We start from the raw sequence: 26,618 nt of genomic DNA, 5'->3' as shown, positions 1-26,618 counted from the left end.
CATAATGGCCACCCATGTGTCGGAACGGAGAGGTCGAGGCATGAGCGCGGACGGTACGAGCGCGGACCTGTCGGCCTATCGGAACGACTTCGCCCGGATCGAGAAGAAGGTCGCCGGGGAGTTCGACGCCGGTCGCCGCGGACGGGTCCTGGCGATCTGCGTCGTCGTCCTGACGGTGTGCATGGTGCTTCCGCAGACGTCGTCGGCGTGGTCGTGGACGGTCTTCGGTAGTTGGTTCGGCGACACCGCACCCGTGGCGGTGCCGCTGCGGATCTTCGCGGCCCTGGCCCTCGTGTTCGGGGTGGTGATCTCGACGCTGGCATTGTGGCTGCGACGATGGAAGCTGGCGTCGCTCGCGATGCTCGGCTCGGGGCTGTCGTCGTTCTTCGGGCTGTTGGCGTACTGGTCGCAGGCGGGAATGATCACGAACGCTCCGCATCACCCGACCGTGGCGTTGGTCGCCGAATGGCTGGTGATGATCGTGATGACCTCGCAGTGGTTGCCGATCGTGCTGAGCCGGTCGCCGACGGACGTCCCGCCCCGGCCGCATCCGCTGCGGACCGGTCGCCGGTAAGTCAGCGCTCGACGAGCGAGCCCATCTTCTTCGCCAGGAACTCGATGCTGCGACGCGGCATGAGCCTGGCGAGCAGGTCGAGCATCGTCGCGTCCTTGCCGATGCACACCCGGAAGGTGCCCTTCTCGATCGCGTCGACGATCCTGCGGGCTGCCTCGGCGGACGAGGTGATCTTGACGGAGGCGTCAGTGCTGCGTCCCGGGATGGCGGCACCGGAGTTCTCGGCGATGCCGGTGCGGACGGCGCCTGGGAACACCAGCGTCACCGCGACCTTCGTCATGCGCAGTTCGGCGTACAGACCTTCGGTGAGCAGTTTGACCGCCGCCTTGCTCGCGCCGTAGACGGACTGGCCCGGCACCGGCACGAAGGCACCCATGCTCGACACGTTGAGCAGGCTCGCCTCGGGACGGCTCAGCAGCTCGGGGAGGAACGCCTTGCACATGTGCACGACACCCCAGTAGTTGACATCGAGCACCTTGTTCATCTCGTCGTACGGCAGGTCCGCGAATGGGACGAACTTCTGGATGATGCCTGCGACGTTGGCGACGCCGTCAACCCGCCCGTGTGCTGCGGTCACCTCGGTCACCAGGGCTTCGACGGCGGCGCGATCGGAGACGTCGACCGTGTGGGTGGTGAGACGGTCGACATAGGCGTCCGCCAGAGCACGGGTGCCGTCGAGAGCCTCGGTGCGGAAGTCGATCGCCGCGACCCGCGCGCCACGCACGAGGAGTTCGAGGACGACATCGCGTCCGATCCCGTTGCCTCCACCGGTGACGACGAAAACCCTGTCACGGATCTGCATGCTGCCTCCTTGTGTCGTTGGGTCCAGTCAATCCGGTCCGGAGCACCGACGCCACCCCGAAGTGTGCGCGTGCACGTCTGCGGGTATCCGTCCGGACACGAGTCGGCCCAGCGTACGGAGGTAGAAGTGACGACGTCGAAGAAGGACGACGAGGTGCGCAAGGACCCACCGGGGCCGGTCGATCACGGTCGCAACGGCGGCATGGCAACGCGGGAGAACGCTCCCGAGGTGGTCGAGCGCTCGGATGACGACGAGAAGTGATCTCGATCAGGACGATGTGAACCGCCACGAGGCCACCGATCGGGCCGATATGTTGGGCATATGCAGTTCGCCGGACCGGCCGAACAGTACAACCGTTTCATGGGCCGTTACGCAGCGACGCTCGCGCCCGCCTTGGCGGACGCGAGCGGGGTGAGGGCCGGGCATCGGGTCTGCGACGTGGGCTGCGGGCCGGGTGGGCTGACCCGTGAACTGGTCGGCCGGGTCGGCGCAGCGAACGTCGCGGCGATCGACCCGGCTCCCCAGTTCGCAGCGGCGTGCCGGCAGATAGCACCGGAGATCGACGTTCGCGTCGGGGTGGCCGAGAACCTGCCGTGGCCGGACGGAACGTTCGACGTCACCCTGGCATCGTTGGTTCTCGGATTCATGAACGATCCCGAACTGGGTGTGCGGGAGATGGTGCGGGTGACCCGTCCGGGCGGCACCGTCGCCGCGTGCATGTGGGACACCACGGCCGGCGGGATGACGATGCTCCGCGTCTTCTGGACCGCAGTGGGAACGGTCGAGCCCGGCACTCCGGGTGAGAGGACACTGCCCGGTACCAGCGAAGGCGACATCGCCGAGCGGTTTCGGCGGGCGGGTCTGCACGAGGTGGTCGGCGGCGCCCTGTCCGCGCGCGCCGATTACGCCGATTTCTCCGACTTCTGGGAACCCTTCACGTTCGGTGTGGGACCGGCCGGTCGGCACCTGGTCTCGATGGCCGAAAGGCACCGCGTCGCAGTGCGTGATGCCTGCCGGGCTGCTCTTCCGTCCGGACCGTTCTCGCTCGACGCCCGCGCCTGGTATGCGCGGGGAACGGTTCCGGAATACCCTTCCACAGTGGTCTGATTCCGTCCGTTCGGCCGAGTCGACGACCACAAGGGGAGGAAGTGCATGGGACGCATCCGGAAACGCCGGTTCGCAGCGCTCACACTGCTCGGACTCGTTCCTGCAACCCTGCTGGGTGCGGGTATCGCACGCGGCGACCTGCCGATGAATCTGGCGATCTCCGGCCAGGACATCTCCGGGACCATCGGACTGGTCGAAGCCGAAGGGATCCAGGTGTTTCCCCGTCGCGTCAACAGTGCGGCGGGCGCCCTTCCCACCGCTGCGCTCCAGATCGAGTCGTCGGTACTGTCCGACGTCTGCCTCGCCACCATCGCTCACGGCGTGCCGGTCCTGGGCGATGTGACGATGACGATCCGAGTTCCGGGGCCCAACACCACCGCGAGGAGCGTGGTGCTCGACGCCGTCTCCGTCGGCGGGTCGATAGATGCCGCCGACGTCCGCCTCGGTGTCGACGTCTCCCAGCTCGAGGGAGTGGAGACCTCCCTGACACCGGGCATGGCGATGGGCGGCTCGGTGATGACCGAAGCGCGGGTCCGCGCGGTATCCATGACCGCGACCTCCATGAGCGTCCAGGGCTTGCAGATGAACGTCCGGACCGGAACCCACGAATGCTGACGGCCACGACCGGCAACCTGCGGGAACGGTTCCGCGAATGGCGACGCGAGCGTCCCTTCATCGGCGCGATGCTGCTGTGCGTCTCGGCGGTGTTCCTGTTGCTGCCCGCCTACACCACCTTCCGCGTCGGGGACGTCCTGGTGTCGATCAGCACCATCTCGGGCGTCTCCACGCTGTTCCTCGGAGTGTTCATGGCGCTGTGCGGAGTGGGCGTGCTGGTGCGACCGGGTCTGCGTGTTCCTGCGGGCATCGTCGCGATGCTGGTCGCGCTCGTGGCACTCCCTGCGGCCAATTTCGGGGGGTTTCTGCTGGGCACCCTGTTCGGGGTGGTGGGAAGCAGTGCGGTCCTGGCCTGGACCGCTCAACCCCGTCGCAGCAAGTAGGTGTCCATCACCCAGCCGCGGGCCTGCTTGGCCCGGACACGGGCCTCACGGATCGCGGGAAGCACCTCGGCCAGCTTGCCCGCGACGAGTTCTTCGTCGTCGGTCCCCAGATTCGCACCCCACCAGATGTTCCAGGCCCCGTCGAGGTCGGCGCAGACGAGGCCGCCGTCGAGCATCACCACGATGTTCGACGCACCCGCTGCGACGTCCTGCACCAGCCTGCGACCGGTCGTGACGGTGATCGGCCCACCGATGGTGTTGAGCACGAGACGATGTCGGGCCGCGAGCAGTTGCACACTGCTGACACCGGGAACGACGTCGTAGTCGAAGCGCACCCTCCCACGATCGAGGATGCGTTCGACGACGCGGATCGTGCTGTCGTACAGGCTCGGATCGCCCCAGACCAGAAAGCCGACCGTCTCGTCCTCCCGAACCTGTTCGAGCAGAACGGTCTCGTACGCCTCGGCGCGGGCGGCGTGCCAGTCGCGTACCTCGTCGCCGTAGCGCTCCGGGTTCCGGTCTCGGGGCGGGTCCGGCACTACGATCATCCGGTGAGAGCCGGAGGTGTGCCGACGCAGGATCTGTTCGCGGACCGCCACGAGATCGTCCACGCCCCGCTTCTTGTCGGGCACGAGGAAGACGTCAACGCTCTCGAGCGCGTGCACTGCCGCAACCGTGAGATCGTCCGGGCCCCCGGGGCCGATCCCGATGAGCCGAACCCTCACCCCCGATCCTCGAGATCGCCCTCGACGTCGAGATAGGCCTGCTGCAGTCTGTTCATCGTCTCGGGATCCGGTTCGGCCCACAGTCCGCGATCGGCCGCCTCGGTGAGCCGTTCGACGATCCCGCGCAACGCCCACGGATTCGCCTCGCGGAGAAACTGCTGGTTCTCGGGGTCGAGCGCGTAGTTCTGTGCGAGCGACTCGTACATCCAGTCCTCGACCACACCGGCAGTGGCGTCGTAGCCGAACAGGTAGTCGACGGTCGCGGCGAGTTCGAACGCACCCTTGTAACCGTGCCGGCGCATCGCACCGATCCACCGCGGGTTGACGACCCGGGCGCGGAAGACCCGTGCGGTCTCCTCCGCCAGTGATCGGGTGCGCACCGCATCGGGGGTGGTGGAGTCGCCGATGTACGCCTTCGGGTCGGTGCCCGTCAGCGCCCGCACCGTTGCGACCATGCCGCCGTGATACTGGAAGTAGTCGTCGGAGTCGGCGATGTCGTGTTCGCGGGTGTCGGTGTTCTTCGCCGCCACCGCGATCCGTCGGTAGTTCGCACGCATGTCGTCGGCGGCCGGAACACCGTGCAACCCACGCCCGTAGGCGAAGCCACCCCACGCGGTGTAGACCTCGGCGAGATCGGCGTCGGTGCGCCAATTGCCGGAGTCGATGAGTTGCAGGATGCCGGCCCCGTACGAGCCGGGCTTCGATCCGAAGATGCGCCGCACCGCACGGTCGGCGTCGCCGTGTTCGGCTTCGTCCCGCCGAGCGTGGGCTCGCACGTAGTTCTGCTCGTCGGGTTCGTCGAGGGCGGCGACCATGCGGATCGCGTCGTCGAGCATCCCGATGACGTGCGGGAACGCATCACGAAAGAAACCGGAGATGCGGACCGTGACGTCGATGCGGGGCCGGCCGAGTTCCTCGAGCGGGATCACGGTCAGTTCGCGCACCCGACGCGACTCGGCGTCCCATTCCGGCCGCACACCGATGAGTGCGAGCACTTCGGCGATGTCGTCGCCGGCGGTGCGCATCGCCGAGGTCCCCCACACCGACAGGCCGACCGACTGCGGGTACTCCCCCGTATCGGCGAGATACCGCTCGATCAGATTGTCCGCCAACGCGACACCCGTGTCGTAGGCAAGCCGGCTCGGGACTGCCTTCGGGTCGACGGTGTAGAAGTTGCGCCCGGTCGGCAGAACGTTGACCAGGCCGCGCAAGGGTGAGCCGGACGGACCGGCCGGGACGTATCCACCATCGAGTGCGTGCAGCACCGCGTCGAGTTCGGCCGTCGTGCCCGCGAGGCGGGGAACCACTTCGTCGGCAGCGAAGGTGAGCACCCTCGCGACCTCGGAATCAGGCTGGCCCAGCACGGTTTCGACGATGCGTGCAGATGATCCGGCGTTCCAGCCGTCGTCCTCCATGGCCTGCACGAGCGACCGCGCGACGCTCTCGACGGCATCGACCTCCTTCGACGGAGCATCCGACTTCAGCCCGAGTGCGGTGCGCAGACCCGGGACGGCGTTGCTCCTGCCGCCCCACACCTGCGCGGCTCGCAGTATCGACAGCACGAGATTCACTCGCGCCTCGCCGGTCGGCGCGGCACCGAGGACGTGCAGGCCGTCGCGGATCTGCGCGTCCTTGACCTCGCACAACCACCCGTCGACGTGCAACAGGAAGTCGTCGAATTCGGCGTCGTGCGGGCGATCGTCGAGTCCGAGATCGTGGTCCAGCTTCGCCGCCTGGATGAGCGTCCAGATCTGCGCCCGGATCGCGGGCAGTTTCGCCGGATCCATCGCGGCGATGTTCGAGTATTCGTCGAGCAGCTGTTCGAGACGTGCGATGTCGCCGTAGGATTCGGCGCGCGCCATGGGTGGGATGAGGTGGTCGACGATCGTCGCGTGGGCTCGGCGTTTGGCCTGTGCCCCTTCGCCCGGATCGTTGACGAGGAACGGGTAGATCAGCGGCAGGTTCCCGATCGCGGCGTCGGTCGCACAAGCGGCGGACAGACCCGCGTTCTTGCCCGGCAGCCACTCCATCGACCCGTGTTTGCCCAGGTGAACCACGGCGTCGGCACCGAAACCGTGCTCGACCCATTTGTAGGCGGCGAGATAGTGATGTGAGGGCGCCATGTCGGGATCGTGGTAGATCGCCACCGGATTCTCGCCGAATCCACGGGGCGGCTGGATCATCAGCACCACGTTGCCGGCCTGCAGGGTCGCCAGCACGATGGCGTCGCCGTCGACGAACAGCGATCCCGGTGCCGGTCCCCATGCCTCTACGATCGCATCGGTGAGCTCTGCCGGTAGATCACCGGTCCACCGAAGGTAGTCGGAGGTGCTCACCCGCACCGGATTTCCGGCCAGCTGTTCGGCGGTGAGCCACTCCTCGTCCTGTCCGCCGGCATCGATCAGGGCGTGGATCAGGGTATTTCCGGCCTCGGTATCGTCCTCGACGTCCATGCCGGGGAAGCCGTCGCCGAGGTCGTATCCGGCATCGCGCAGCGCGCGCAGCATCCGGATCGCCGAGACCGGCGTGTCGAGGCCGACGGCGTTGCCGACCCGGGAGTGTTTGGTCGGGTAGGCGGACAACATGATCGCGATCCGGCGCTGTGCCGGAGGTACGTGTCGTAATCGTGCGTGTGCCACTGCGATACCGGCGACGCGGCGACACCGTTCCGGGTCGGTGATGTAGCGGGGCAGGCCGTCGGCGTCGAGTTCCTTGAAGGAGAACGGCACCGTGATGATGCGTCCGTCGAATTCGGGAACGGCGATCTGCGTGGCCGAATCGAGCGGTGACACACCGTCGTCCGATTCCGCCCAGTCCTCGCGACTCCACGTCAGGCACAGGGCCTGCAGAATCGGGATGTCGAGCGCGGCGAGCGCTCCGACGTCCCACGCCTCGTCCTCGCCTCCCGCGCTCACGGTGGCGGGCTTGGTTCCGCCGGCCGCGAGCACCGTCACGATGAGCGCATCCAGGGTGCCGAGTGCGGCGAGCAGGTCGTCCGGTGCACCACGCAGCGACGCGCAGTGGATCACCACGCCACGAGCCGTGCCGGTCGCGTCGATCGCGTCGGCGAGATCGTGTGCGAACTGCACGTTTCCGCTGGTGTGGTGGGCTCGGTAGAACAACACGCCGACGCGTGGCGACCGCTCGCCGCCGGGCGGTTCGGGACGGTCGAGCACACCCCATTCGGGCAGCTCGGCGGGCGGTTCGAAGCCGTCACCGCCAAGCAGCACGGTGTCGCTCAGAAAAGCGTGGAGTTGCCCGAGATTGGCCGGACCACCGTGCACGAGATAGCGGTGCGCTTCGGCGGCGATGCCGATCGGCACCGTGGAATGCCCCATGAGCTCGGCGTCCGGGGTCTGTTCACCACCGAGAACGACGACCGGGACGCCGGTCGCGAGCACGGTGTCGAGCCCGTCGCGCCAACTGCGCGCGGACCCCAGGATCCGCACGACGACCAGGTCCGATCCGCTGAGCAGGGCGGGCAGTTCGGTGGACACGTCGAGGCGGGACGGGTTACCCAGCACCCAGTCGGCGCCGCTCGACCGAGCCGACAGCAGGTCGGTGTCGGACGTCGACAACAAAGTCAGGCGCGTCACGACGCAACCCGAAAACACAGGCGTACAGCCATGTTCAGTCTCCAAAACCCTCGTGGACCTCACGTGCCGTGGCCGGTCTCCTGGCTGACGGGTCACCGCTGCTGCGCCGACCTTCCCGGATGAGATCCAGTGGCCTCCACACCGGCGGACCGGTACGGACGAGGGCGAGCAACTATCCGCTCACAGTGGCGAGGGCCGCGCCGGTTTCCCACCGGCTTCCCGAGCACCACGGCAAGCCGAGAGTAGCGCACCCGGCCGGAAAGGTGTGCAACCATGTGCGTCTGTGGATGCTCTGCCACCCCCTTTCCCTCCCGATCGGTGCCCCGGAATCCTTCGCCCGCATGTCGCGGCGGACGGCGCACTGGTGCGGCTGCGCGTGCCCGGAGGGCAGGTGCCCGACGGGGCGCTCCGAGCACTGTCGGACACGTCGATCGCCTACGCCGACGGCGACGTCCACCTGACGTCGCGAGGGAACCTGCAGCTCAGAGGTATCGACCTCGACGAGTGCGGTGCCGTCCCCGCGGGACTGGCCGACGCCGTCACGGCGGCCGGGCTGCTGCCCTCGGCGAGCCACGAACGGGTGCGGAACATCGTCGCGTCGCCGCTGTCGGGACTCGTGGGTGGACTCACCGACGTCCGACCTCTCGTCCGCGATCTCGACGCCGGACTGTGCGCCGATCCGGTCCTCGCCGATCTGCCCGGCCGGTTCCTGTTCGGCCTCGACGACGGCCGCGGCGACGTGGTGACGCTGCGGTGCGATCTCACCGCGGTCGCGCTCGGCGGCGGGACGGCACGGATCGTCGTGGGTGGACTCGACGGGCCGACGGTGCGGCTCACCCAGGTTCCCGAGATGCTCCTGCGCCAGGCCCGCCGGTTCGTCGAGATTCGCGAGTCGGTGTGGCACGTGCGTCAACTCCCGCGTGCGGGAGCGGAACTCGGTGGCACCGATCCCGCTCCGCGGCCACCGGCCTTCACGATGCCGTACGGCGTGCTCGGCGATGCGGTGTCGGTGCTGGTCCCCCTGGGAATCCTCACCCCCGCCATGGTTGCTGCGCTGCCCGATCGAGGTGTGGTCGTCACGCCCTGGCGCGGCCTGATACTCCCGTCCGCGTCGGATCTCGTCGCGCTTCGCGAGACCGGCTTCGAGACGGCCCCGGATTCGGCGTGGCAGCGGGTGACAGCGTGCACGGGAGCGCCCGGGTGTAGCCTCGCCGAAGGTGACACCCGAGCGCTGGCTCGCCGGATCGTCGCCGGAAATACCACCGATTCCCGAATTCACGTCGCCGGATGCGAGCGCGTCTGCGGCGCACCACACTCGCCTCACCGCGTCGTTCTTGCCAGGAGCACCCCGTGACCCTTCGACCTCCCCCGCGTCGGTACGACTACGTCACCGACGGCGCCGCGATCTACGTCCGGTCGTTCGCGACGATCCGCAGCGAGTCGGATCTGTCCGCGATTCCTGCGAGTGCGGAGAAGGTCGCGGTCCGGATGATCCATGCAAGCGGACAGACCGATCTGGCACGGGACCTCGTCATCCATCCCGATCTTGTTCCGGCCGCGCGCACTGCACTGAACTCAGGTGCTCCGATCCTCACGGATGCGAACATGGTGGCCTCCGGGGTCACCCGTACGCGCCTGCCTGCCGACAACGACGTGATGTGTCTGCTCGCCGACCCGCGTGTCCCCGAACTCGCCGAACGTTGGGGCACGACCCGCTCCGCGGCGGCGGTGTCACTGTGGGCCGACCGCCTCGAGGGGGCTGTCGTTGCGATCGGCAATGCCCCGACCGCCCTGTTCCACCTGCTCGAGATGCTCGACGACGGCGCCCCGCGACCGGCGGCGATCGTCGGTGTTCCCGTCGGCTTCATCGGCGCCGCGGAGTCGAAGGAGGCGCTGCTCGACCATCGGCTGCAGATCCCCCATCTGGTGGTCCGGGGACGCCGCGGCGGGTCGGCGATGGCGTCGTCCGCGATCAATGCACTTGCGCAGGAGAAGGAATGAGCGAGATGGTGTCAGGCAGGTTCTACGGCGTGGGTCTCGGCCCCGGCGATCCCGAACTCATCACACGCAAGGCTGCGCGGCTGATCGCCGAAGCGGACGTCCTCGCGTACTACTCCGGTACGCACGGCCGCTCCATCGCCCGATCGATCGCCGCCGATCTGATCCCTGACGGCGTGATCGAGGAACTGCTGGTGTACCCGGTGACGACGGGCACCATCGATCACCCGGGCGGCTACAACGGTGCGATCGCCGATTTCTACGACGAGTCCGCCGCCCGGTTGGCCGTCCACCTCGACGCGGGACGCACCGTCGTCGTGCTCTGCGAGGGCGACCCTCTGTTCTACGGCTCGTACATGTACCTGCACGACCGCCTCGCTCCGCGATATCCGACGGAGGTGGTGCCAGGGGTGACCTCGGTGTCCGCCGCCTCTGCTGCAGCCGCCGAACCGATGGTGCGGCGCACCGACGTCCTCACCATCCTGCCCGGCACACTGCCCGCCCCGGAGCTCGCACGGCGACTCGCCGACACCGACGGTGCGGCGATCATGAAGCTGGGCAGGACGTTTCCCTCCGTCCGGGAGGCTCTCGCCCAGTCCGGGCGCCTCGACGGTGCCGTCTATGTCGAACGCGCGTCGATGGATCGGCAACGCATCCTTCCGGTCGCCGAGGTCGACGCCGACGCGGTGCCGTACTTCTCGGTGATCCTCACTGCCGGTGATCGCTCTCCGACGAATCGGTCGGTCGCCGACCGATCGCGGCCGTCCGTCGCGGTCGAGGCGACACATCCGGACGCGAACGAACTGCTCGTCGTCGGGTTGGGCCCGGCGGACGAGAAGTGGCTGACCCCCGAGGCCGCCGACGCACTCGCACAGGTCGATCACGTCGTCGGATACGGACCGTATGTCGATCGCGTCCCGGTACGTCCCGGCCTGCACCGTCATTCCAGCGGCAACACCGTCGAGGTGGACCGCGCGCGATTCGCTCTCGACCTCGCCCTGGCGGGTGAGAAGGTCGCCGTTGTCTCCGGTGGTGATGCCGGGGTGTTCGGCATGGCGTCGGCGGTGTTCGAGGCCGCGCAGGACGAGACATACGCGTCGGTGCCGATCCGCGTCCTGCCGGGGGTCTCCGCAGTGCAGGCGGTCGCGGCGCGTGCCGGCGCCCCGATCGGCGGCGACTTCGCGGTGATGAGCCTGTCGGATCGACTCAAGCCGTGGGACGTGATCGAGAAGCGGCTGGCTGCGGTATCCGCGGCCGATCTCGTCCTGGGCATCTACAATCCGGCCTCGCGGTCTCGGACGACGCAGGTCGCGGACGCGAAAACGGTACTGCTGAAGCATCGTCCGGCCGACACCGTCGTCGTGATCGGGCGCGATGTGGGACGGTCCGGCGAGTCGCTCGAGGTCACGACGCTCGAGAAACTCGATCCGGCGAGCATCGACATGAAGTGCCTGCTCATCGTCGGCGCTGCGGGGACCTTCGTGATGCCTTCGGGTGCGGTGTGGACGAAACGGTCGGTCGACGGTCGCCATTCGGGATCCTCGACAACCGTTTGACTGCGGTGTTCACCCGCGGGTTGTCAACAGGTTCGCGCGGTGAACCGGGGTTCGCCACTGTTGCAACCGGGGCGAACCCCGGTTCGGCGCGCGAGGATGGAGCTATCCGAGACCGGCGCGCTCGCGGGAAGGGTCGTAGAGGTGTGAACAGGCCACATCCGGCCGTTCACGCACGCCGAGAGCGTGTCCGACGACGATCACCGCGGTGTGCTTCAGTCCCGCCGCCTCGACACCGTCGGCGATGTCGGCGAGGGTGCCACGCAGCACGACCTGGTTCGGTCGCGACGCGAACGCGACCACCGCGACGGGGCAATCGGCGCCGTATTCGGCAGTGAGTTCTTCGGCAAGGACGCGGATGCGGGTGATCGCCAGGTGCAGGACGAGACTCGCCCGGATTCCTGCGACCCGCGCCAGAGCCTCGCTGTCGGGCATCGCCGTCGATCGGGCCTGCGTGCGGGTCAGCACGACCGTCTGCACGAGTTCGGGGACCGTCAGCTCGGTACCGAGTGCCGCCGCGGCCGCGGCGTAGGCGGGCACACCGGGTGTGACGTCCCACGGCACGCCCGCGGCGTCGAGCCGTCGCGTCTGCTCGGTGAGCGCCGAGTACAGCGACGGGTCGCCGGAGCACAGCCGCACGGCGTCGAGGCCGCGCCGGTGCGCGTCGACGAGATGCGCGGTGATCTCGTCGAGGTCCAGGTGTTGCGTGTCGACCAGTTCGGCGTCGTCACGGCAGTGCGAGAGGGTGTCGGCATCGAGATAGGTACCGGCGTACAGCACGACCGGGACCTCGCGCAGCAAATTCACCGCTCGCAGTGTGAGCAGGTCGGCCGCTCCGGGTCCGGATCCTACGAAATGGACGGTCATCGTTCGCCTTTCACTGCGCTCCATTGCACGACCGGTCGCTGCGCACGCCAGCCGGTGAATGTTCCTATGGGATCTGCGTGTTCGACGGACAGACGGGTGAGTTCACCGCCGTGCGTCTTCCACCACTGCACCAGGACGGCCTCGGTCTCCAGCGTCACCGCGTGCGCGACGAGCCGACCGCCGGGAGGCAATGCGTCCCAACACGTGTCGATCACACCCTCGCGACTTCCTCCTCCGCCGACGAAGATCGCGTCGGGCACCGGGAGTCCGACGAGCGCGGCAGGTGCAGCACCTCGGACGATGCGCACGATCGACGGCACACCCAACGCGGCGGCATTGCGTTCGATCGCGCCGGCGCGCCGTTCATCCTTCTCGATCGCGAGAGTACGACAGCGCGGATCGGTTCGCGCCCATTCGATTCCGACGGACCCGGCTCCCGCACCTACGTCCCACAGCAACTCGCCCGGTCGCGGTGCGAGTGCGCACACCGCCGCGAGGCGTACGGTCCGCTTGCTGAGCTGCCCGTCGTGCTCGAACAGGGAGTCGTCGAGACCGGGCAGCACCGACAACCCGGCGGGGCCGTCGACCTCGACGCACATCAGACTCAGAGACCGGACGCCCGTATCGGTCAGATGGGCCGCCTTCGCATCGATCCGGGATTCGTCCGCAGCACCGAGATGCGACAACACCGCGACCCGTGAGTTCCCGAAACCGGCGGCCTCCAGGAGCGTCGCAACATCCGCGACACGTGCACCGTCGACGAGGACGACGAGTTTGCGTCCGCGCGTCAGAACTCTGCGCAGAGCATCGATCTCGCGACCCACGACGGTGATCGTCTCGCACTCCTCCGCGGACCAGCCCATGCGTGCACGAGCAAGTGCCACCGACGAGATCGCCGGGATCACCTCCACGGCGTCGCCTCCGAGGCGTCGGATCAGCGTGGTGCCGATCCCGGAGACCAGCGGATCACCGGATGCGAGCGCGACGACGTCCTTGCCGGCGTGCCGGTCGAGGAGGTCGTCGAGCCCGGACGGGAGCGGCGACGGCCACTCCTCGCGCACCGCTGTGCCGGCGGGAACCAGGTCGAGGTGGCGCCGACCGCCGAGCAGGACCTCGGCCGCGAGAATCCGATCCCGGACGGTGGACGGCACACCGGACCATCCGTCCGCCCCGATTCCGACAACGGTGATGCCTGTCGTCTGTCGTATCGGTCCCATGGCGGTGAACCATAGCCCACGCGCCATGGCCTAGACTCGGCCGTGGCAAGGCAATCGAAGGTGCCCCTCACGGGGATAATCGGGAAGCCGGTGAGAATCCGGCACAGGCCCGCTGCGGTGACCCGGGAGTCGTCGATCACGCGCATCCGCGCAGCCACTGGACCGTCCGGTCCGGGAAGGCGATCGCACGGCGTCCGACCGGGAAGTCCGAATACCGGCCTTCGAACAGCTTGCCGCGAAAAACATCCCAGCGGGAGCCTGTGGAGGTCGAAGTGCATGTGTATCCGTTCGGTGCGGTGGTCGGTTCCGACGACCTCGCGCTGGCCCTGACCCTGTGTGCGGTGTCGCCGACGATCGGCGGTGTGCTGGTGCGTGGCGAGAAGGGCACCGCGAAATCGACGACGGTGCGTGCCCACGCCGCACTGTTGCCGCCGGTCACCGTCGTGGACGAGTGCCGGTTCTCGTGCGATCCGGACGCCCCCGATCCGTCCTGCCCGGACGGCCCCCATCCGGCCGATACGGCCTCGCATATCCGGCCGGTTCGGCTGGTGGAACTGCCCGTCGGCGCGGCGGAGGATCGCGTCACGGGAGCGTTGCATCTCGGCAAGGCGCTGGCCGACCGCACGGCCGAATACGAGCCCGGTCTTCTGGCCCTGGCCCACCGCGGTGTGCTGTACGTCGACGAGGTCAATCTCCTGCACGACCACCTGGTCGACCTGCTGCTCGACGCCGCGGCGATGGGTCGCTCGACCGTCGAACGCGACGGGGTCTCCGTCGAGCACGCCTCCCGATTCGTACTGGTCGGGACGATGAATCCCGAGGAGGGTGAGCTTCGCCCGCAGTTGCTCGACCGCTTCGGACTCGCCGTGGACGTGGCCGCGCCGCGCGACCCGCACGTGCGCGCCGAGATCGTGCGGCGGCGGATGGCCTTCGACGCCGACCCGGCCGGGTTCACCGCGCGATGGGCGGATCGGGACGCAGAGTGGTCGCGGCGAGTCGCCTCCACCCGTGAACTCGTCCCGCAGGTCGCACTGAGCGACGACGCATTGGTCTCGATCGCCGAGGTGTGCGCGGCGTTCGACGTGGACGGCATGCGCGCCGACCTGGTCACCGCCCGCACGGCGATCGCACACGCGGCCTGGCACGACCGGCTCGAGGTGACACGCGAGGACATCGCGGCAGCGGCCCGACTCGCCCTGCCACACCGTCGACGCCGCAACCCCTTCGATGCCCCCACCAGCAGCGACGATCTGCTCGACGAACTTCTCGGTGGAGACGATCCGGATCCTGGCCCCGACGACGATCCCGGTGGTGGAGAGAGCGCACCCGACGACTCGGCGGCGGAGACGTCCTCCGGTTCGGGTGATCGGTCGTCCACCAGCCTGGCGTCGGCGACGGATCCTTTTCGCGCCAGGGTGTTCTCCGTCGATCGGGTCGGGCGCGGGGCGGCCGGTCGCCGGTCGCGGGCGGTCACCACGATCGGCCGTACCGTGGGCAGTCGCCGCGGCGACACCGGCCCGGTTCATCTGCCCGCCACGATCCGCGCGTCCGCCTTCACCGATCGGGATCTGCAGGTGCGCCGCAAGATCATCGAAGGCCGCGAGACCAATCTCGTCCTGCTCTGCGTCGACGCATCCGGGTCGATGGCAGCACGCAACCGGATGGTGCAGGTCAAGACCGCCGTCCTGTCGCTGCTGCTCGACGCCTACCGCCGTCGCGACACCGTCGGACTCGTGACCTTCCGCGGCACCGGCGCGACCGTCGCACTCCCGCCGACGAATTCGGTGGACGTGGCTGCCGCACGGCTGCGAGAACTTCCCGCCGGTGGGCGGACCCCGCTGGCGGAGGGGTTGATCGAAGCGGCCACCACCCTTCGGCGTCATTCCCTGCGGGATCCGCGTCGACGCGCCCTGCTCGTCGTGGTCACCGACGGTCGCGCCACCGCCGGACCGGACGCTGTGCAGCGCTCGCTCGACGCCGCGGACGTCATCGCTGCACAGGGAATCTCCTCCGTGGTGGTCGATTCCGAGACGGGCCGATTCCGGATGGGTCTCGCGGCCCGTCTCGCCGAACGCCTCGGCGCCGAGTATGTGCCCGTCGGTGAGGTCGATGCCGACGCTTTGACCGGAATCGTCCGGGAGAGGGCCGCCTGATGCCGAAGGGACAACCCACCGTCGTCCCCGCCGACGGTCTCACCACCCGGCAGCGCCGCAACCGGCCGCTGTTGATGATCAACACCGGCGACGGAAAAGGAAAGTCCACAGCCGCATTCGGCCTCGCACTGCGTGGCTGGAACCAGGGCTGGTCGGTCGCCGTCTTCCAGTTCGTCAAGTCCGCCAAGTGGCGACTCGGCGAGCAGACCGCCTTCGAAACCCTCGCCGATCTGCACGCCGAGCGCGGCACCGGGGGGCCGATCGAGTGGCACAAGATGGGTTCCGGCTGGTCGTGGTCGCGCAAGGAAGGCACCGAGGAGGACCATGCCGCCGATGCGCTCGCCGGGTGGCGTGAGATCCAGCGACGTCTCACCGCGGAGCAGCACGGCCTGTACGTACTGGACGAGTTCACCTATCCGATCGCCTGGGGCTGGGTCGACATCGACGAGGTCGTCGATACGCTGACCTCACGGCCGGGACACCAGCACGTCATGATCACGGGGCGGCGTGCGCACCCGAAACTCGTCGAGGTCGCCGACCTGGTGACGGAGATGACGAAGGTCAAACATCCGATGGATGCGGGACAGAAGGGCCAGCGAGGAATCGAGTGGTGAGAGTTCCACGCGTCGTCGTCGCCGCACCGGCATCCGGGCACGGGAAGACCACCGTCGCCACGGGCCTCATGGCGGCACTGCGTCGCGCCGGCCACATCGTGTCGGGGCACAAGATCGGTCCCGACTACATCGATCCCGGCTACCACTCGCTCGCCACCGGCCGACCGGGCCGCAACCTCGACCCGCACCTCGTCGGCGAGGACCTCGTCGCTCCTCTCTTCCTGCACGGCGCCGCCGGTGCGGACATCGCCGTGATCGAAGGGGTCATGGGGTTGTACGACGGGATGATCGGCACCGACGGGTACGCGTCCACCGCCCACACCGCGGCCCTGCTGTCCGCACCGGTGATCCTCGTCGTCGACGTCTCGCACGCCTCCCGGTCGATCGCGGCGATCGTGCACGGCATGGCGTCCTACGACCGCGGCACGCGGATCGCCGGTGTGATCCTGAACAAGGCCGGATCTCAGCGACATTCGGACGAGGTGATCCGCGCCCTCGAACCGACCGGCATCCCGGTGATCGGCGTGCTCGGTCGCGACGACGGCGTCACCGTTCCGTCGCGCCATCTCGGCCTGGTGCCCGCCCAGGAACGCGACGAAGCAATTGCGCAGGTGGATCGGCTCGCCGCGCGGATCGCCGAGCGCATCGATCTCACCGAGATCCTCGGTATCGCCTCGGCAGCACCCGACCTGCCGGCAACACCGTGGTCACCCGGCACGCCCACCGAGGACGGACCGGTGATCGCCGTCGCCGGAGGCCGCGCTTTCACCTTCCGCTACACCGAGACCGAGGAACTGCTGCGCGCACACGGATGCCGATCGGTGACCTTCGATCCCCTGCGCGACGAACGACTGCCCACCGGCACCGCGGGCATCTACCTCGGCGGCGGGTTCCCCGAGGTACATGCCGCCGACCTCGCCGCAAACCTCCCCCTGCGCGCGCATCTGCGTGCGGCGATCGCGGCGGGAGTTCCGACCGTCGCCGAGTGCGCCGGTCTGCTCTATCTGGGGCGCGAGGTCGACGGGCACGAGATGGTCGGCGCCTTCGACACTGTGGCACGGATGACCCCGCGCCTGACCCTCGGTTACCGCAACGCGATCGCACCGCAGGACACCCTGCTCGCCCCCGCCGGCACCCGCGTCACCGGTCACGAGTTCCACCGCACCGTGATCGATTCCGGCTCGTCTCCCGCGTGGCTGCTCGACGGCCGGCCGGACGGCATCGCCACCGCGAACGTGCACGCGTCGTACCTGCACACGCACTGGGCCGGACATCCCGATCTCGCGCGACGTTTCGCAGACACCGCACGGTCGGCGGATCCCGCCCCCGAACCCACCTCGGCATCTGCGCGTCGTCGAACACCCGAACCCGACCTGCACCATCACGGCGACCGCGACGCGACCGAGGGGCTGGTCGACCTCGCCGTCAACGTCTCGCGCCGACCGCGACCGGCATGGCTCGACGACGCCCTGCGTGCATCGCTGGACGATCTCGCCCGGTATCCCGACCCGAGCGATGCACGCGCCGCCCTCGCCGCTCGTCACGTCCGCGGCGTCGACGAGGTCCTCCCGACCGCCGGAGGTGCCGAGGCGTTCACATTGATCGCTCGGGCACGGGCGTGGCGGAAGCCGGTGGTGGTGCACCCGCAGTTCACCGAACCGGAGGCCGCACTGTTGGCCGCCGGACATCGTGTCACGCGGGTCGTGTTGCGCTGCGATGACGGGTTCGTCCTCGATCCGGGTGCGGTCCCGGAGGATGCCGACCTGGTCATCGTCGGCAATCCGACGAATCCCACCTCGGTCCTGCACCCGGCCGACACGCTCCTGGCACTGACCCGACCGGGACGGGTGGTCGTGGTCGACGAGGCGTTCATGGACGCCGTTCCCGGCGAAACCGAATCGTTGACGGGACAGCTCGTTCCGGGACTCGTGGTGCTGCGGTCGCTCACCAAGACGTGGGCGATCCCGGGTCTGCGCGCCGGATACGTGGTCGGCGACGCCGTAGTGCTCGCGGATTTCGCCGCGCAGCAACCACCCTGGTCGGTGTCCACTCCCGCAGGGGCCGCGATGATCGCGTGCGCATCCGGTGACGCAGTACGCGAGACCGAGGTGATCGCACAGGAGATCGCCGGCGACAGGAAGGTTCTCGTCGACGCCCTCACCGGACTCGGAATCCACGTGGTCTCCCCCGCGACAGCCCCGTTCGTGCTGGCGAAAACGCCAGAGGGAACGCGGGAGAGATTGCGGGAGAAGGGCTTCGCGCTGCGTCGCGGCGACACCTTCCCCGGCCTCGGTGACGACTGGGTACGGATCGCGGTGCGCGACGCGGCGACCACGGCAACGCTCGTCGAGGCGTGGAGAACGATCCTGTGAAGCACAGGGCACTCGGACTGGCGCTCGGCTACGCCGCCGACCAACTCGTCGGCGACCCGCAGCGGTGGCATCCCGTGAGCGGCTTCGGGAAGTTGGCGCGCGCCGCCGAGGGCCGGCTGTATGCCGACCACCGCGTTGCCGGGGTGGTGTTCACCTCGCTGCTGGTCGGCTCTGCCGGAGCGCTGGGATACGTCGCCGACCACGCGACCCGCGGTCGTCCGGTGCCGGCGGTGGCGGTCACGGCGCTGACCACCTGGACCGTGCTCGGCGGCCGCTCCCTCGGATTCGAGGCCCGGACGATCGACGCCCAACTCCGCGACGGCGATCTCGCCGCGGCGCGGCAACAGGTGACCCACCTGGTGGGCCGCGACCCGTCTCGGCTCGACGAGAACGGGATCGCGCGCGCCACGATCGAGTCGGTCGCCGAGAACACCTCCGACGCCGTCGTCGCCCCGCTGTGGTGGGGTGCGGTCCTCGGTCCGGCCGGCCTGCTCGGGTACCGCGCCGCGAACACCCTGGACGCGCGCGTCGGTCACCGCACGCCGCGGCTCGAACGGTTCGGCTGGGCCTCGGCCCGGTTCGACGACCTGCTCAATCTCGTCCCCGCTCGCCTCACCGCCCTGCTGGCTGTCGCACTCGGTGACGACGGCCGGGGCGCGGTCCGGGCGTGGCGCCGGGACGCCCGTCAGCATCCGAGTCCGAATGCCGGTCCGGTCGAAGCGGCGTTCGCCGGTGCTCTCGGGATCCGGCTCGGCGGCTCGAACGTCTATCACGGTGTGGTCGAGGATCGCGGCACGCTCGGCGACGGACCCGCGCCGGCCCCGGAAGATATCGGCCGTACCGCGCGACTCGCCTCCAAGGTCGGACTCGGAGCCGTGGCGACCGCCATCGCGGTCGCCCTCGTCCGTCGATAGCCTCCCCGATATTTCCCAGCCACGACGGGAATTCCGGCCGAGGGTGAAATTCCGGGGTGAATCCGTGTTCGTTCTGCCCGAAACGTAACTCCGGTTGCTGTACGCGACGAACATGGCGCACTGCGCCACGCCGAGTCGGTCGCGTCAACTCCGACAACACGTCGGCGTCCACGGCCGACAACCTGTCACGGAATGTCCCGCAGGTCCTCGATGCGATGGTCGAACTCCCCCTCGGTGTCGTCGACCGAGTCCTCGACGCGGCCGTTCTCGAGCGGCCGGTACACGAAGACGGTGTTCAGTCCGACTTCGCGGGCGGCCCGCAGATCGTAGGGATGCGACGCGACCATCGCGGCCCGGAAGGGATCGACGCCCAGATACCGGCAGGTGCGCTCGTACAGGAAACGTTCGGGTTTGAAGGCGCCGAACAGTTCGGCCGTGAGGATGGCATCGGCCTCGAGCTGCTGGTCGCGGAAGAGCGCGATCATCGTGGCCATGTCCGTATTGGACAGTGTCGCCACCACTGCCTGCGAACGGAGTTCGTTCAGCCCGGGCCGCACGTCCGGCCATGCCTCGAGGCGTTGCCAGGCCCGCGCCGTCTCGACGCGCACGTCCTTGGGAAGGTCGATCCCGAACTGCTCGCACACGTCGCCGAGTCCGTCGACGTAGGAGTCCTGCACGCGATACCACTTCTCCACCGACTGGTCGAGACGGAGGATGCGTTCGTAGTAGTCGCTCCTCCAGGCCCGCACCAGGTCGCCCACGGTCGCCGGATCGGCATCGGGTCCGAGCGCATGGGCCACCGCCCGGGTGACCGGGGTGTAGAAGTCCATCAGCGTGCCCTGCACGTCGAAGATGTACGCGTCGTATCGGCTCACGCCTTGGAGCATGCCCGATCGCGCCTGCCCGAAACTGCTTTCCCGAACCCGCACGCCGATGTGACCCGCGTCGCATACTGGGACCGAAGCGTCGCCGCGCTCCGGGGGTGCACCATGGACGACCTGGCGGAATTCCGTCACGATCTCGATCGCATCGAACACCGCGTCGCCGGTGAGGTGGTCGTCGGCCGCTCGCGGGTCCGGATCCTGGCCGGGTGCGTCGCGCTGCTGGTCATGGGTCTGCTGCTTCCCCAGGCCACTTCGGTGACGTCCCTGACGACCCTTCTGCGCTGGGACTCCGAGGCCGCAACCCTTCCCCTCCGTGTCTTCGACGTCTTCGTGGTGGTGTTCGGCATCCTCGTACCGCTCGTCGCATTGCTCCGCCGCCGGTGGGGTGCCGCAACGCTCGCGATGCTCGGTTCGGGGGCGGCGTCGATGGTGGGACTGTTCGCCGTCTGGTCACAGGCCGGGATGGTCGCCCACACCTCTCACGCACCGCACGTCGGCCTGTATCTGTGCTGGGGCGCGGTGATGGCATCCACCGCGGTGTGGTTACCCGTCGTGCTCTCCACCGCTCCCCTGCGCAGCGCCCCTCCGGTCACCTCCGGAGTTCTGACTCCCCGGAACGGTCGCTGACCGCACCGTTCGCCGCTCGACAGTGGCGCACGACACGCTTGCGGTGCAACACTGTAATCAGTGCAACGCGCACAGGTTGATCGGTGCGACACGCACCGGGTCGCGTCCCGAGGAGGACATCATGCGACATTCACACATCCACGGATTCGGACGACCGGGCGGCTGGCAACAGGCAGACGTCCCCGACGCGAGCGATGCCGCCGAGTGGTTCGCCGGCAGGCTCCCCGACGACTGGTTCACCGGACCGCCCGACATCGAGATCGACAGAGAGGAGATCTTCGTCGTCGGCCCCCTCGGGGTACCCGACGGCACGAGCGACACCGAGATCGACGGACGCATCGCTCGATTCCGCGAGACCACGCGCGCCGACCGGATGCGCATCGCCGACGAGGCCGAGGCCCGCTACGGCCGCAAGGTGGCCTGGGGCGTGACGGTCGGCGACCGGACCGACCTGTTCACCCACCTCGCCGTCCCGGTCATGACGCGACTGCGCCAACCCGAACGGAAGGTGCTCGACACCCTTGTCGACGCCGGTGTCGCGCGGTCCCGTTCGGACGCACTGAAGTGGACCGTCAGGCTCGTGGGGCAGCACTCGGAGCAGTGGCTCCGGGAACTGCGCGAAGCGATGAAGAAGGTCGACGATCTACGTTCCGAAGGTCCGCAGGTCTGACCTCCGCCACCCGGAGGACCCATTCCCGCGCTACCGTCACGGTCTCCACCGTGGCGACACCGCGGGGTGTGGGCGGGCGGCGTATGACGATCACGCGCACGCCCAGTTCATCGGCGGCGTCGAGTTTGCCGCGGGTGAGCGAACCACCCGAATCCTTCGTGACGAGGGTATCGATCCCGTTGTCGAGCAGCAGCTTCCGTTCGTCACTCGCCGTGTAGGGGCCGCGTCCGAGCAGCACCGACCAGCTCGGTGGCAGTTCGGTCGTCAGTGGATCGACGACGCGGACGAGCACGTCGTGCGCGGCGAGCGGTCCGACGAAGCGGTCGAGTGTCTGCCGTCCGGTGCTGAGGAAGATCCTCCGGCCGGTCGCGGCGACGTGCGCGGCGCCGTCGTGGTCGTCGACCCACGTCCACCGGCCGTGCGCGTCGTGCCAGCCCGGTCGTTGCAGGCGCACCAGTGGCACGTTCGCGGCGGCGCATGCCGCGGCGGCGTTCGCGCTGATGCCCGCGGCGAACGGATGGGTGGCGTCGACGACGGACCGGATACCGCGCTCGGTCAGGTACCGGACGAGACCGTCCGCTCCGCCGAACCCTCCGATGCGCACCGGACCGACGGGCAGGCGTGGATTGCGGACCCGGCCTGCCAGGGAGGATTCGAACGCGATGTCCGCGTCGTCCAATGCCGCGGCGAGGGAACGAGCTTCCCCCGTCCCACCGAGGATGAGGACCGTCACCGCAAGGTTCCCTTCAGCACGGGCAGGGTTCGCTCGTCGGAGAGCATGGTGAGCAGAGTGTCCATGTCGAGATGTTCGTCGACGAGGTCCGCGAGCGCATCGATGCGGACCTCGCGTGCGGCCGGGAAACTCACTTCCCCGGTGCGGATCTCGCGGCCCACCACCGCAGCGACCTCGCCTAACCACGCCCAGCGCAACGCGTCCCCTTCGAGGGCGCCGTGCCACATGGTGCCGAACACCGAACCCTCCCGGGTGCCACCGAGGAATTCGGTGCCACCGTCGACGGTGACGCGTCCGTGATGGATCTCGTATCCGGAGGCAGCCGCATCCAACGCTGACCCCCTCGGCAATCGGAGGACCTTCTCGTGTCCGAACTCGGTTCGGGACGGGAGCAACCCGAGACCCGCCGCGCTTGCGCCGGGAACACCCTCGACGCCGTGCGGGTCGTCGATGCGCGTGCCGAGCATCTGGAAGCCGCCGCAGATACCGAGGACCGGTCCACCTCGGCGGACGTGGTCGACGATCGCGGTGTCGAGTCCTCGCGAGCGCAGCCACGCGAGATCCGCGAGGGTCGCGCGTGTTCCGGGCACGATCACGACGTCGGCGCCGGCGAGCGCTCGCGGGTCGTCGACGAAGCGGACCCGCACGTCCGGTTCGAGGCACAACGCGTCGACATCGGTGAAGTTGCTGACCCGCGGCAGCATCACGACGGCGATGCTCAGTGCACCGTCACCATCGTGTGCGGGACGGGAGGTGAGGGCGAGTGAATCCTCCGAGTCGAGCCACAGGTCGCGTTGCCATGGCAGCACGCCGAGCACCGGGCGGCCGGTGAGTCGTTCGAGCGAGTCGAGTCCGGGCTTCAGGAGCGAGACGTCGCCGCGGAACTTGTTGATCACGAAGCCGCGGATCAACTGCTGATCCGCGGCGTCGAGCAGGGCCAGCGTCCCGTACATCGAGGCGAACACACCACCGCGGTCGATGTCGCCGACCACGACGGTCGGCATCGAACCATGTTGCGCCAGACCCATGTTCACATAGTCGTGGTCGCGCAGATTGATCTCGGCCGCGCTCCCGGCACCTTCGCACACCACCACGTCGAATCTACGCCGGAGGTCGTCGAAGGCACCGAATGCCGCGTCGGCGAGATGCTTTCGTCCACCGGCGAACTCACCCGCCTCCAGCGCTCCGGCCGGCCGCCCGAGAACCACGACGTGGCTGCGCCGGTCGTCGCCGGGCTTGAGCAGCACCGGGTTCATCGCGGCCTCGGGGATCGCACGGGCAGCCACTGCCTGGATCCACTGGGCGCGCCCGATCTCCGCGCCCTCGCTCGTCACCATCGAGTTGTTCGACATGTTCTGCGCCTTGAACGGCGCGACCTTCAGGCCGCGCCGCGCCAAGGATCGGCAGATCCCGGTGACGACCACGGATTTTCCTGCATCCGAGGTCGTTCCGGCGACGAGCAGACCCGAACCCATGCCGTCAGGCCGGGATCGTCACGCGACGGGACGCGCGTTCGGTGAGGTATGCGAAGACCACACCGAGCACCGCCCACAGGGTGAGCTGCACGGTGAACGACGCGACCCGGAACTCCCACAACAGCGTCGCGGGGAAGCCCTCCCCCACCTCGTCGATTTTCGGCAAGGCGAGATATCCGAGACCCACCACGACGAGGAAGGCGACCGCCGGGCCTGCGATGCGGACGGTGTGCAGATCCTGGGCGGCCAGCGCCTTCGCCACCGCGACGGCCACTGCGATCGCGACGAGTCCGAGAACGACCGAGGCGAGCCACAGCAGGGTGCGTTGATCGATCGTGTCGGGATCACCGACGGCCGGCGGATTCGCCGGATACTTCACGAACGGGACGGCCTCGACGGCGAGCCACGCTCCGGCCGCCCCGAACAATCCGAGCTTCCAGCCCGGCATGTCGGTGAGGCGACGCGCGAAGTGCAGCACCGACGCGTAGAGGGCGCCGAACGCGAGACCGGCGAGAGTCGTCGCGAGGAACAGTCCGGCCTTCTGCCCGGTACGGTCGACGAGCGCATCCTCGCCGTGACTGTGACCGTGGGATTCCCCGGTGGTCGCAGCGTGGTCGTGATCATGCGAATGCGCTTCGCCGACAGCTTCTTCGAGCGCGATCGCGGATTCGATGTGGGGTTCGCCGACGACGAAGGCGACACCGCCGGCGAGCAGACCCGCGACGAGTCCGGCGAGCAGGCCCCGCAGCAGCAGGTGGAGGTAGGTTCCGGGCATCGTGGTCCCCGTTCTCAATGGCACGGAAGACCGAGGAGGTGCCGGCCGTCGTGCATCAGTTCGTGCATGAACATGCCGGTGCGCGAGATCGCGCCCTGATCGAATCCGACCAGGTAGAGAACGAGAAAAGCCGCGACGATCACTGCGGCGAGAGCGACTGCGAGTGCGGCGGAGCCGAGCGACTCGTCGGGGGTATGGACAACAGCCATGACAATCCTCCTGGGATTTCGCGCCCCATTCGATTCCGTCATGTGCCGCGGGAGTTTTCTGGCTTCCGGAGATTTCGACATCTCCGGTTACAGTGGCGCGACCGCTCCGGCTTTCCACCGGATTGCCTACACCTCGGCACATCTTTACCGACGCACCTTCGCACCGCGCGTTGTGCGATGTCAAGCGGAGAGGACGTACCTGCCGTGACCCGATTGTTCGTCGTCGCACACGCTTCCACGCGTGCGACGGAACAGGCCCGATTTCCGTGCGACGAACCGATCTCCGATCGGGGCCGCCGCGAACTCGGACGCTTCGCGGTCCCGGTCGTCGACCGGTGGGTATGTGCACCCGAGCGACGCGCGGTCGACACGGTCCACGCCTTCGGTGCCCCCGCCGAGATCGACTCCGCGCTGCGCGAGCTCGACTACGGCAGGTGGTGCGGGGCGGCGATGGGCGATGTGCCCGAGGGCGAGCTGGCGATGTGGCTGACCGAGCCGGCGGCCGCACCGCACGGCGGCGAGTCCGTCGAGGACCTCATCCGCCGGGTCGGCACCTGGCTGGCGGCACAGGACGACGGCTACGAACGGGTCGGGGTGGTGACACACCCGGCGGTCGTGCGAGCGGCGACGGTGTGCGCTCTCGACGCTCCGGCGGCGTCGTTCCGGAGGGTCGACGTGGGACCGCTGGACGTCGTCCGGCTCTACGGCGGGCCGGGTCGGTGGACTTTGCGGCCGAACCGATTCGCGCGGTGAGCTACCAGGTGACGTCCTTCTCGCACTGCTTGCCGTCGACTGTCGACTCCACCTGGACGGTGGCGTGCTCGAGCCCGTGCGACGACAGCGCGGTGCGCGCCGAGTCGAGGATCCACTGCGGGTCGTGGTCGCTGACGAGATGCACGGTCGCGACGTCCATGCCGGTGGTCAGCGTCCACACGTGCAGGTCGTGCACGCCGCACACGCCGGGCAGCGCGAGCAGGTCGGTGCGCAGCAGGTCGACGTCGAGATGCGCCGGCGAGGTCTGGGTGAGGATGCGCAGCGACTCGGCGGCCAGTCGCAGGGCGCGCGGCACGACCCACAGGGAGATGAGCACACCGACGACGACGTCGGCCAGGCTCCAGCCGAAGATCATGACGAGTGCGCCCGCGATGAGGACGCCGACGGATCCGACGGCGTCGGCGAGCACCTCCATGTAGGCGCCGCGCACCGCGATGCTGTCCTTCGCGTCGGCCCGCAGCATGAGCATCACGACGATGTTGGCGGCCAGTCCCGCGAGGGCGGTGACGATCATGGGCAGGCCGGGAAGTTCGGGGGCGTCGCCGATGCGGTCGATCGCCTCGTAGAACACCCAGCCGGCGACGCCGAGCAGCAGCACCGCGTTGACCATCGCGGTGAGGACTTCGGCGCGATGCCAGCCGAAGGTGCGCGAGGCCGCGCTGCTCCCGCGTCGGGCGAGGATGAGGGCGACCATGCCCATGGACACCCCGACGACGTCGGTGAGCATGTGGCCCGCGTCGGCGAGCAGGGCGAGAGAACCGATCAGGAGACCGACGAACGCCTCCAGTACGAAGAACGCTCCGAGGATGCCCAGCGCGAAGGCCATGCGCCGGATGACGGCGCGCGTGGGACCGGCGCCCTGACCGTGACCGTGGCCGACGCCGTGTGAGTGCCCGTGACCCGAACCCATCGAACTCCCTCTCCGAACCTCGGGCCATCGTATGCACGAATGCGCATATGTTTCAACGGCTACGTGCCCGA

General features: G+C 68.7%; 26 protein-coding genes and 3 riboswitches. Of the genes, 15 read left to right on the top strand and 11 right to left on the bottom strand.

Going from position 1 to position 26,618, the window contains the following annotated elements:
- Window positions 1–40 precede the first annotated feature (40 nt).
- Window positions 41–574: a hypothetical protein gene (locus NVV99_RS16810; RefSeq protein WP_006552961.1), complete on the top strand. Its 534-nt coding sequence runs from the start codon at window positions 41–43 to the stop codon at window positions 572–574.
- 1 nt (window position 575) lies between these two features.
- On the opposite strand, the gene NVV99_RS16805 is transcribed toward NVV99_RS16810, so the two are convergent.
- On the bottom strand, window positions 576–1,376 hold the full coding sequence (locus tag NVV99_RS16805) for an SDR family oxidoreductase (RefSeq protein WP_019291067.1): 801 nt from the start codon (window positions 1,374–1,376) through the stop codon (window positions 576–578).
- Window positions 1,377–1,502: 126 nt separating this feature from the next.
- On the opposite strand from NVV99_RS16805, the gene NVV99_RS16800 reads away from it, so the two are divergent.
- From NVV99_RS16800 to NVV99_RS16785, 4 genes are read left to right on the top strand one after another with little or no spacing between them, the layout of a single operon-like run.
- Window positions 1,503–1,637, top strand: coding sequence for a hypothetical protein (locus NVV99_RS16800; RefSeq protein ID WP_006552963.1), 135 nt, complete (start codon window positions 1,503–1,505; stop codon window positions 1,635–1,637).
- A 60-nt stretch (window positions 1,638–1,697) separates the two neighbouring features.
- On the top strand, window positions 1,698–2,483 hold the full coding sequence (locus NVV99_RS16795) for a class I SAM-dependent methyltransferase (RefSeq protein WP_024101869.1): 786 nt from the start codon (window positions 1,698–1,700) through the stop codon (window positions 2,481–2,483).
- Window positions 2,484–2,528: 45 nt separating this feature from the next.
- Window positions 2,529–3,098: a DUF6230 family protein gene (locus tag NVV99_RS16790; RefSeq protein ID WP_024101870.1), complete on the top strand. Its 570-nt coding sequence runs from the start codon at window positions 2,529–2,531 to the stop codon at window positions 3,096–3,098.
- A complete protein-coding gene (locus NVV99_RS16785; RefSeq protein ID WP_024101871.1) occupies window positions 3,092–3,481 on the top strand; it encodes a DUF6114 domain-containing protein in 390 nt (129 codons plus the stop codon). Before NVV99_RS16790 ends, NVV99_RS16785 begins: the two co-directional genes overlap by 7 nt.
- On the opposite strand, the gene cobF is transcribed toward NVV99_RS16785, so the two are convergent.
- Complete coding sequence (gene cobF / locus NVV99_RS16780) at window positions 3,460–4,206, bottom strand: precorrin-6A synthase (deacetylating) (protein ID WP_024101872.1); 747 nt, start codon at window positions 4,204–4,206, stop codon at window positions 3,460–3,462. The genes NVV99_RS16785 and cobF overlap by 22 nt on opposite strands.
- Window positions 4,203–7,802, bottom strand: coding sequence for a cobaltochelatase subunit CobN (cobN, locus tag NVV99_RS16775; RefSeq protein ID WP_024101873.1), 3,600 nt, complete (start codon window positions 7,800–7,802; stop codon window positions 4,203–4,205). The genes cobF and cobN overlap by 4 nt, the downstream gene beginning before the upstream one ends.
- Window positions 7,803–7,854: 52 nt before the next feature.
- Window positions 7,855–8,048: riboswitch (cobalamin riboswitch) on the bottom strand.
- 118 nt (window positions 8,049–8,166) lie between these two features.
- Here cobN and NVV99_RS16770 point away from each other — a divergent pair.
- Genes NVV99_RS16770 through NVV99_RS16760 form a run of 3 tightly spaced genes read left to right on the top strand, consistent with a single transcriptional unit; the run spans window position 8,167 to window position 11,356 of the window.
- On the top strand, window positions 8,167–9,156 hold the full coding sequence (locus NVV99_RS16770; RefSeq protein ID WP_197539097.1) for a cobalamin biosynthesis protein CobG: 990 nt from the start codon (window positions 8,167–8,169) through the stop codon (window positions 9,154–9,156).
- Window positions 9,153–9,803 (top strand): precorrin-8X methylmutase, encoded by a 651-nt coding sequence (locus NVV99_RS16765; RefSeq protein ID WP_006552968.1) that lies wholly within the window; start codon window positions 9,153–9,155, stop codon window positions 9,801–9,803. Before NVV99_RS16770 ends, NVV99_RS16765 begins: the two co-directional genes overlap by 4 nt.
- The gene (locus tag NVV99_RS16760) at window positions 9,800–11,356 is read left to right on the top strand and encodes a precorrin-2 C(20)-methyltransferase (RefSeq protein ID WP_260782949.1); all 1,557 of its coding nucleotides are present in this window, start codon (window positions 9,800–9,802) and stop codon (window positions 11,354–11,356) included. Before NVV99_RS16765 ends, NVV99_RS16760 begins: the two co-directional genes overlap by 4 nt.
- Before the next feature lie 102 nt (window positions 11,357–11,458).
- Here NVV99_RS16760 and NVV99_RS16755 read toward each other — a convergent pair whose 3' ends face one another.
- Together NVV99_RS16755 and NVV99_RS16750 are read right to left on the bottom strand one after the other, a co-directional pair.
- Entirely contained in the window at window positions 11,459–12,220 is a 762-nt protein-coding gene (locus NVV99_RS16755) for a cobalt-precorrin-4/precorrin-4 C(11)-methyltransferase (RefSeq protein WP_006552970.1), read from the bottom strand.
- Window positions 12,217–13,437 carry a bifunctional cobalt-precorrin-7 (C(5))-methyltransferase/cobalt-precorrin-6B (C(15))-methyltransferase gene (locus NVV99_RS16750; protein ID WP_024101876.1) on the bottom strand — a complete coding sequence of 407 codons (1,221 nt, stop codon included), beginning with the start codon at window positions 13,435–13,437 and terminating at the stop codon, window positions 12,217–12,219. Before NVV99_RS16750 ends, NVV99_RS16755 begins: the two co-directional genes overlap by 4 nt.
- Window positions 13,438–13,478: 41 nt before the next feature.
- A riboswitch (cobalamin riboswitch) is annotated at window positions 13,479–13,675 on the top strand.
- 34 nt (window positions 13,676–13,709) lie between these two features.
- Between NVV99_RS16750 and NVV99_RS16745 the strand changes: the two genes are divergently transcribed.
- The 4 genes from NVV99_RS16745 to NVV99_RS16730 are packed head-to-tail and all read left to right on the top strand — an operon-like array spanning window position 13,710 to window position 19,490.
- Window positions 13,710–15,590 carry a VWA domain-containing protein gene (locus tag NVV99_RS16745; protein WP_242411655.1) on the top strand — a complete coding sequence of 627 codons (1,881 nt, stop codon included), beginning with the start codon at window positions 13,710–13,712 and terminating at the stop codon, window positions 15,588–15,590.
- On the top strand, window positions 15,590–16,204 hold the full coding sequence (gene cobO, locus NVV99_RS16740; protein ID WP_024101878.1) for a cob(I)yrinic acid a,c-diamide adenosyltransferase: 615 nt from the start codon (window positions 15,590–15,592) through the stop codon (window positions 16,202–16,204). The genes NVV99_RS16745 and cobO overlap by 1 nt, the downstream gene beginning before the upstream one ends.
- Window positions 16,201–18,576: a cobyrinate a,c-diamide synthase gene (locus tag NVV99_RS16735; protein ID WP_041803823.1), complete on the top strand. Its 2,376-nt coding sequence runs from the start codon at window positions 16,201–16,203 to the stop codon at window positions 18,574–18,576. Before cobO ends, NVV99_RS16735 begins: the two co-directional genes overlap by 4 nt.
- On the top strand, window positions 18,573–19,490 hold the full coding sequence (locus NVV99_RS16730) for a cobalamin biosynthesis protein (protein WP_024101880.1): 918 nt from the start codon (window positions 18,573–18,575) through the stop codon (window positions 19,488–19,490). Before NVV99_RS16735 ends, NVV99_RS16730 begins: the two co-directional genes overlap by 4 nt.
- Before the next feature lie 185 nt (window positions 19,491–19,675).
- Here NVV99_RS16730 and NVV99_RS16725 read toward each other — a convergent pair whose 3' ends face one another.
- Complete coding sequence (locus NVV99_RS16725; RefSeq protein ID WP_019291058.1) at window positions 19,676–20,377, bottom strand: haloacid dehalogenase type II; 702 nt, start codon at window positions 20,375–20,377, stop codon at window positions 19,676–19,678.
- Window positions 20,378–20,479: 102 nt separating this feature from the next.
- Between NVV99_RS16725 and NVV99_RS16720 the strand changes: the two genes are divergently transcribed.
- Together NVV99_RS16720 and NVV99_RS16715 are read left to right on the top strand one after the other, a co-directional pair.
- Complete coding sequence (locus tag NVV99_RS16720) at window positions 20,480–21,001, top strand: hypothetical protein (protein WP_019291057.1); 522 nt, start codon at window positions 20,480–20,482, stop codon at window positions 20,999–21,001.
- Window positions 21,002–21,122: 121 nt separating this feature from the next.
- Entirely contained in the window at window positions 21,123–21,671 is a 549-nt protein-coding gene (locus NVV99_RS16715) for a hypothetical protein (protein WP_024101881.1), read from the top strand.
- On the opposite strand, the gene NVV99_RS16710 is transcribed toward NVV99_RS16715, so the two are convergent.
- Genes NVV99_RS16710 through NVV99_RS16695 form a run of 4 tightly spaced genes read right to left on the bottom strand, consistent with a single transcriptional unit; the run spans window position 21,574 to window position 24,863 of the window.
- Window positions 21,574–22,404 carry a cobalt-precorrin-6A reductase gene (locus NVV99_RS16710; protein ID WP_024101882.1) on the bottom strand — a complete coding sequence of 277 codons (831 nt, stop codon included), beginning with the start codon at window positions 22,402–22,404 and terminating at the stop codon, window positions 21,574–21,576. The genes NVV99_RS16715 and NVV99_RS16710 overlap by 98 nt on opposite strands.
- On the bottom strand, window positions 22,401–23,879 hold the full coding sequence (locus NVV99_RS16705; protein WP_024101883.1) for a cobyric acid synthase: 1,479 nt from the start codon (window positions 23,877–23,879) through the stop codon (window positions 22,401–22,403). The genes NVV99_RS16710 and NVV99_RS16705 overlap by 4 nt, the downstream gene beginning before the upstream one ends.
- 4 nt (window positions 23,880–23,883) lie before the next feature.
- Window positions 23,884–24,654, bottom strand: coding sequence for a CbtA family protein (locus NVV99_RS16700; RefSeq protein WP_024101884.1), 771 nt, complete (start codon window positions 24,652–24,654; stop codon window positions 23,884–23,886).
- Window positions 24,655–24,668: 14 nt separating this feature from the next.
- Window positions 24,669–24,863, bottom strand: coding sequence for a CbtB domain-containing protein (locus NVV99_RS16695; protein ID WP_006552982.1), 195 nt, complete (start codon window positions 24,861–24,863; stop codon window positions 24,669–24,671).
- A gap of 54 nt (window positions 24,864–24,917) precedes the next feature.
- A riboswitch (cobalamin riboswitch) is annotated at window positions 24,918–24,987 on the bottom strand.
- Between the two features lie 80 nt (window positions 24,988–25,067).
- Between NVV99_RS16695 and NVV99_RS16690 the strand changes: the two genes are divergently transcribed.
- Complete coding sequence (locus NVV99_RS16690) at window positions 25,068–25,616, top strand: histidine phosphatase family protein (protein WP_024101885.1); 549 nt, start codon at window positions 25,068–25,070, stop codon at window positions 25,614–25,616.
- A gap of 1 nt (window position 25,617) precedes the next feature.
- On the opposite strand, the gene NVV99_RS16685 is transcribed toward NVV99_RS16690, so the two are convergent.
- On the bottom strand, window positions 25,618–26,547 hold the full coding sequence (locus NVV99_RS16685) for a cation diffusion facilitator family transporter (protein ID WP_006552984.1): 930 nt from the start codon (window positions 26,545–26,547) through the stop codon (window positions 25,618–25,620).
- Window positions 26,548–26,618: the final 71 nt, after the last annotated feature.

Origin of the sequence: Rhodococcus sp. PAE-6, assembly GCF_025290685.1 — a bacterium.
Taxonomy (GTDB): domain Bacteria; phylum Actinomycetota; class Actinomycetes; order Mycobacteriales; family Mycobacteriaceae; genus Rhodococcus; species Rhodococcus pyridinivorans.
The sequence above is the reverse complement of the archived record's forward strand: the minus strand, read 5'-3'. Positions and strand labels throughout refer to the sequence as shown.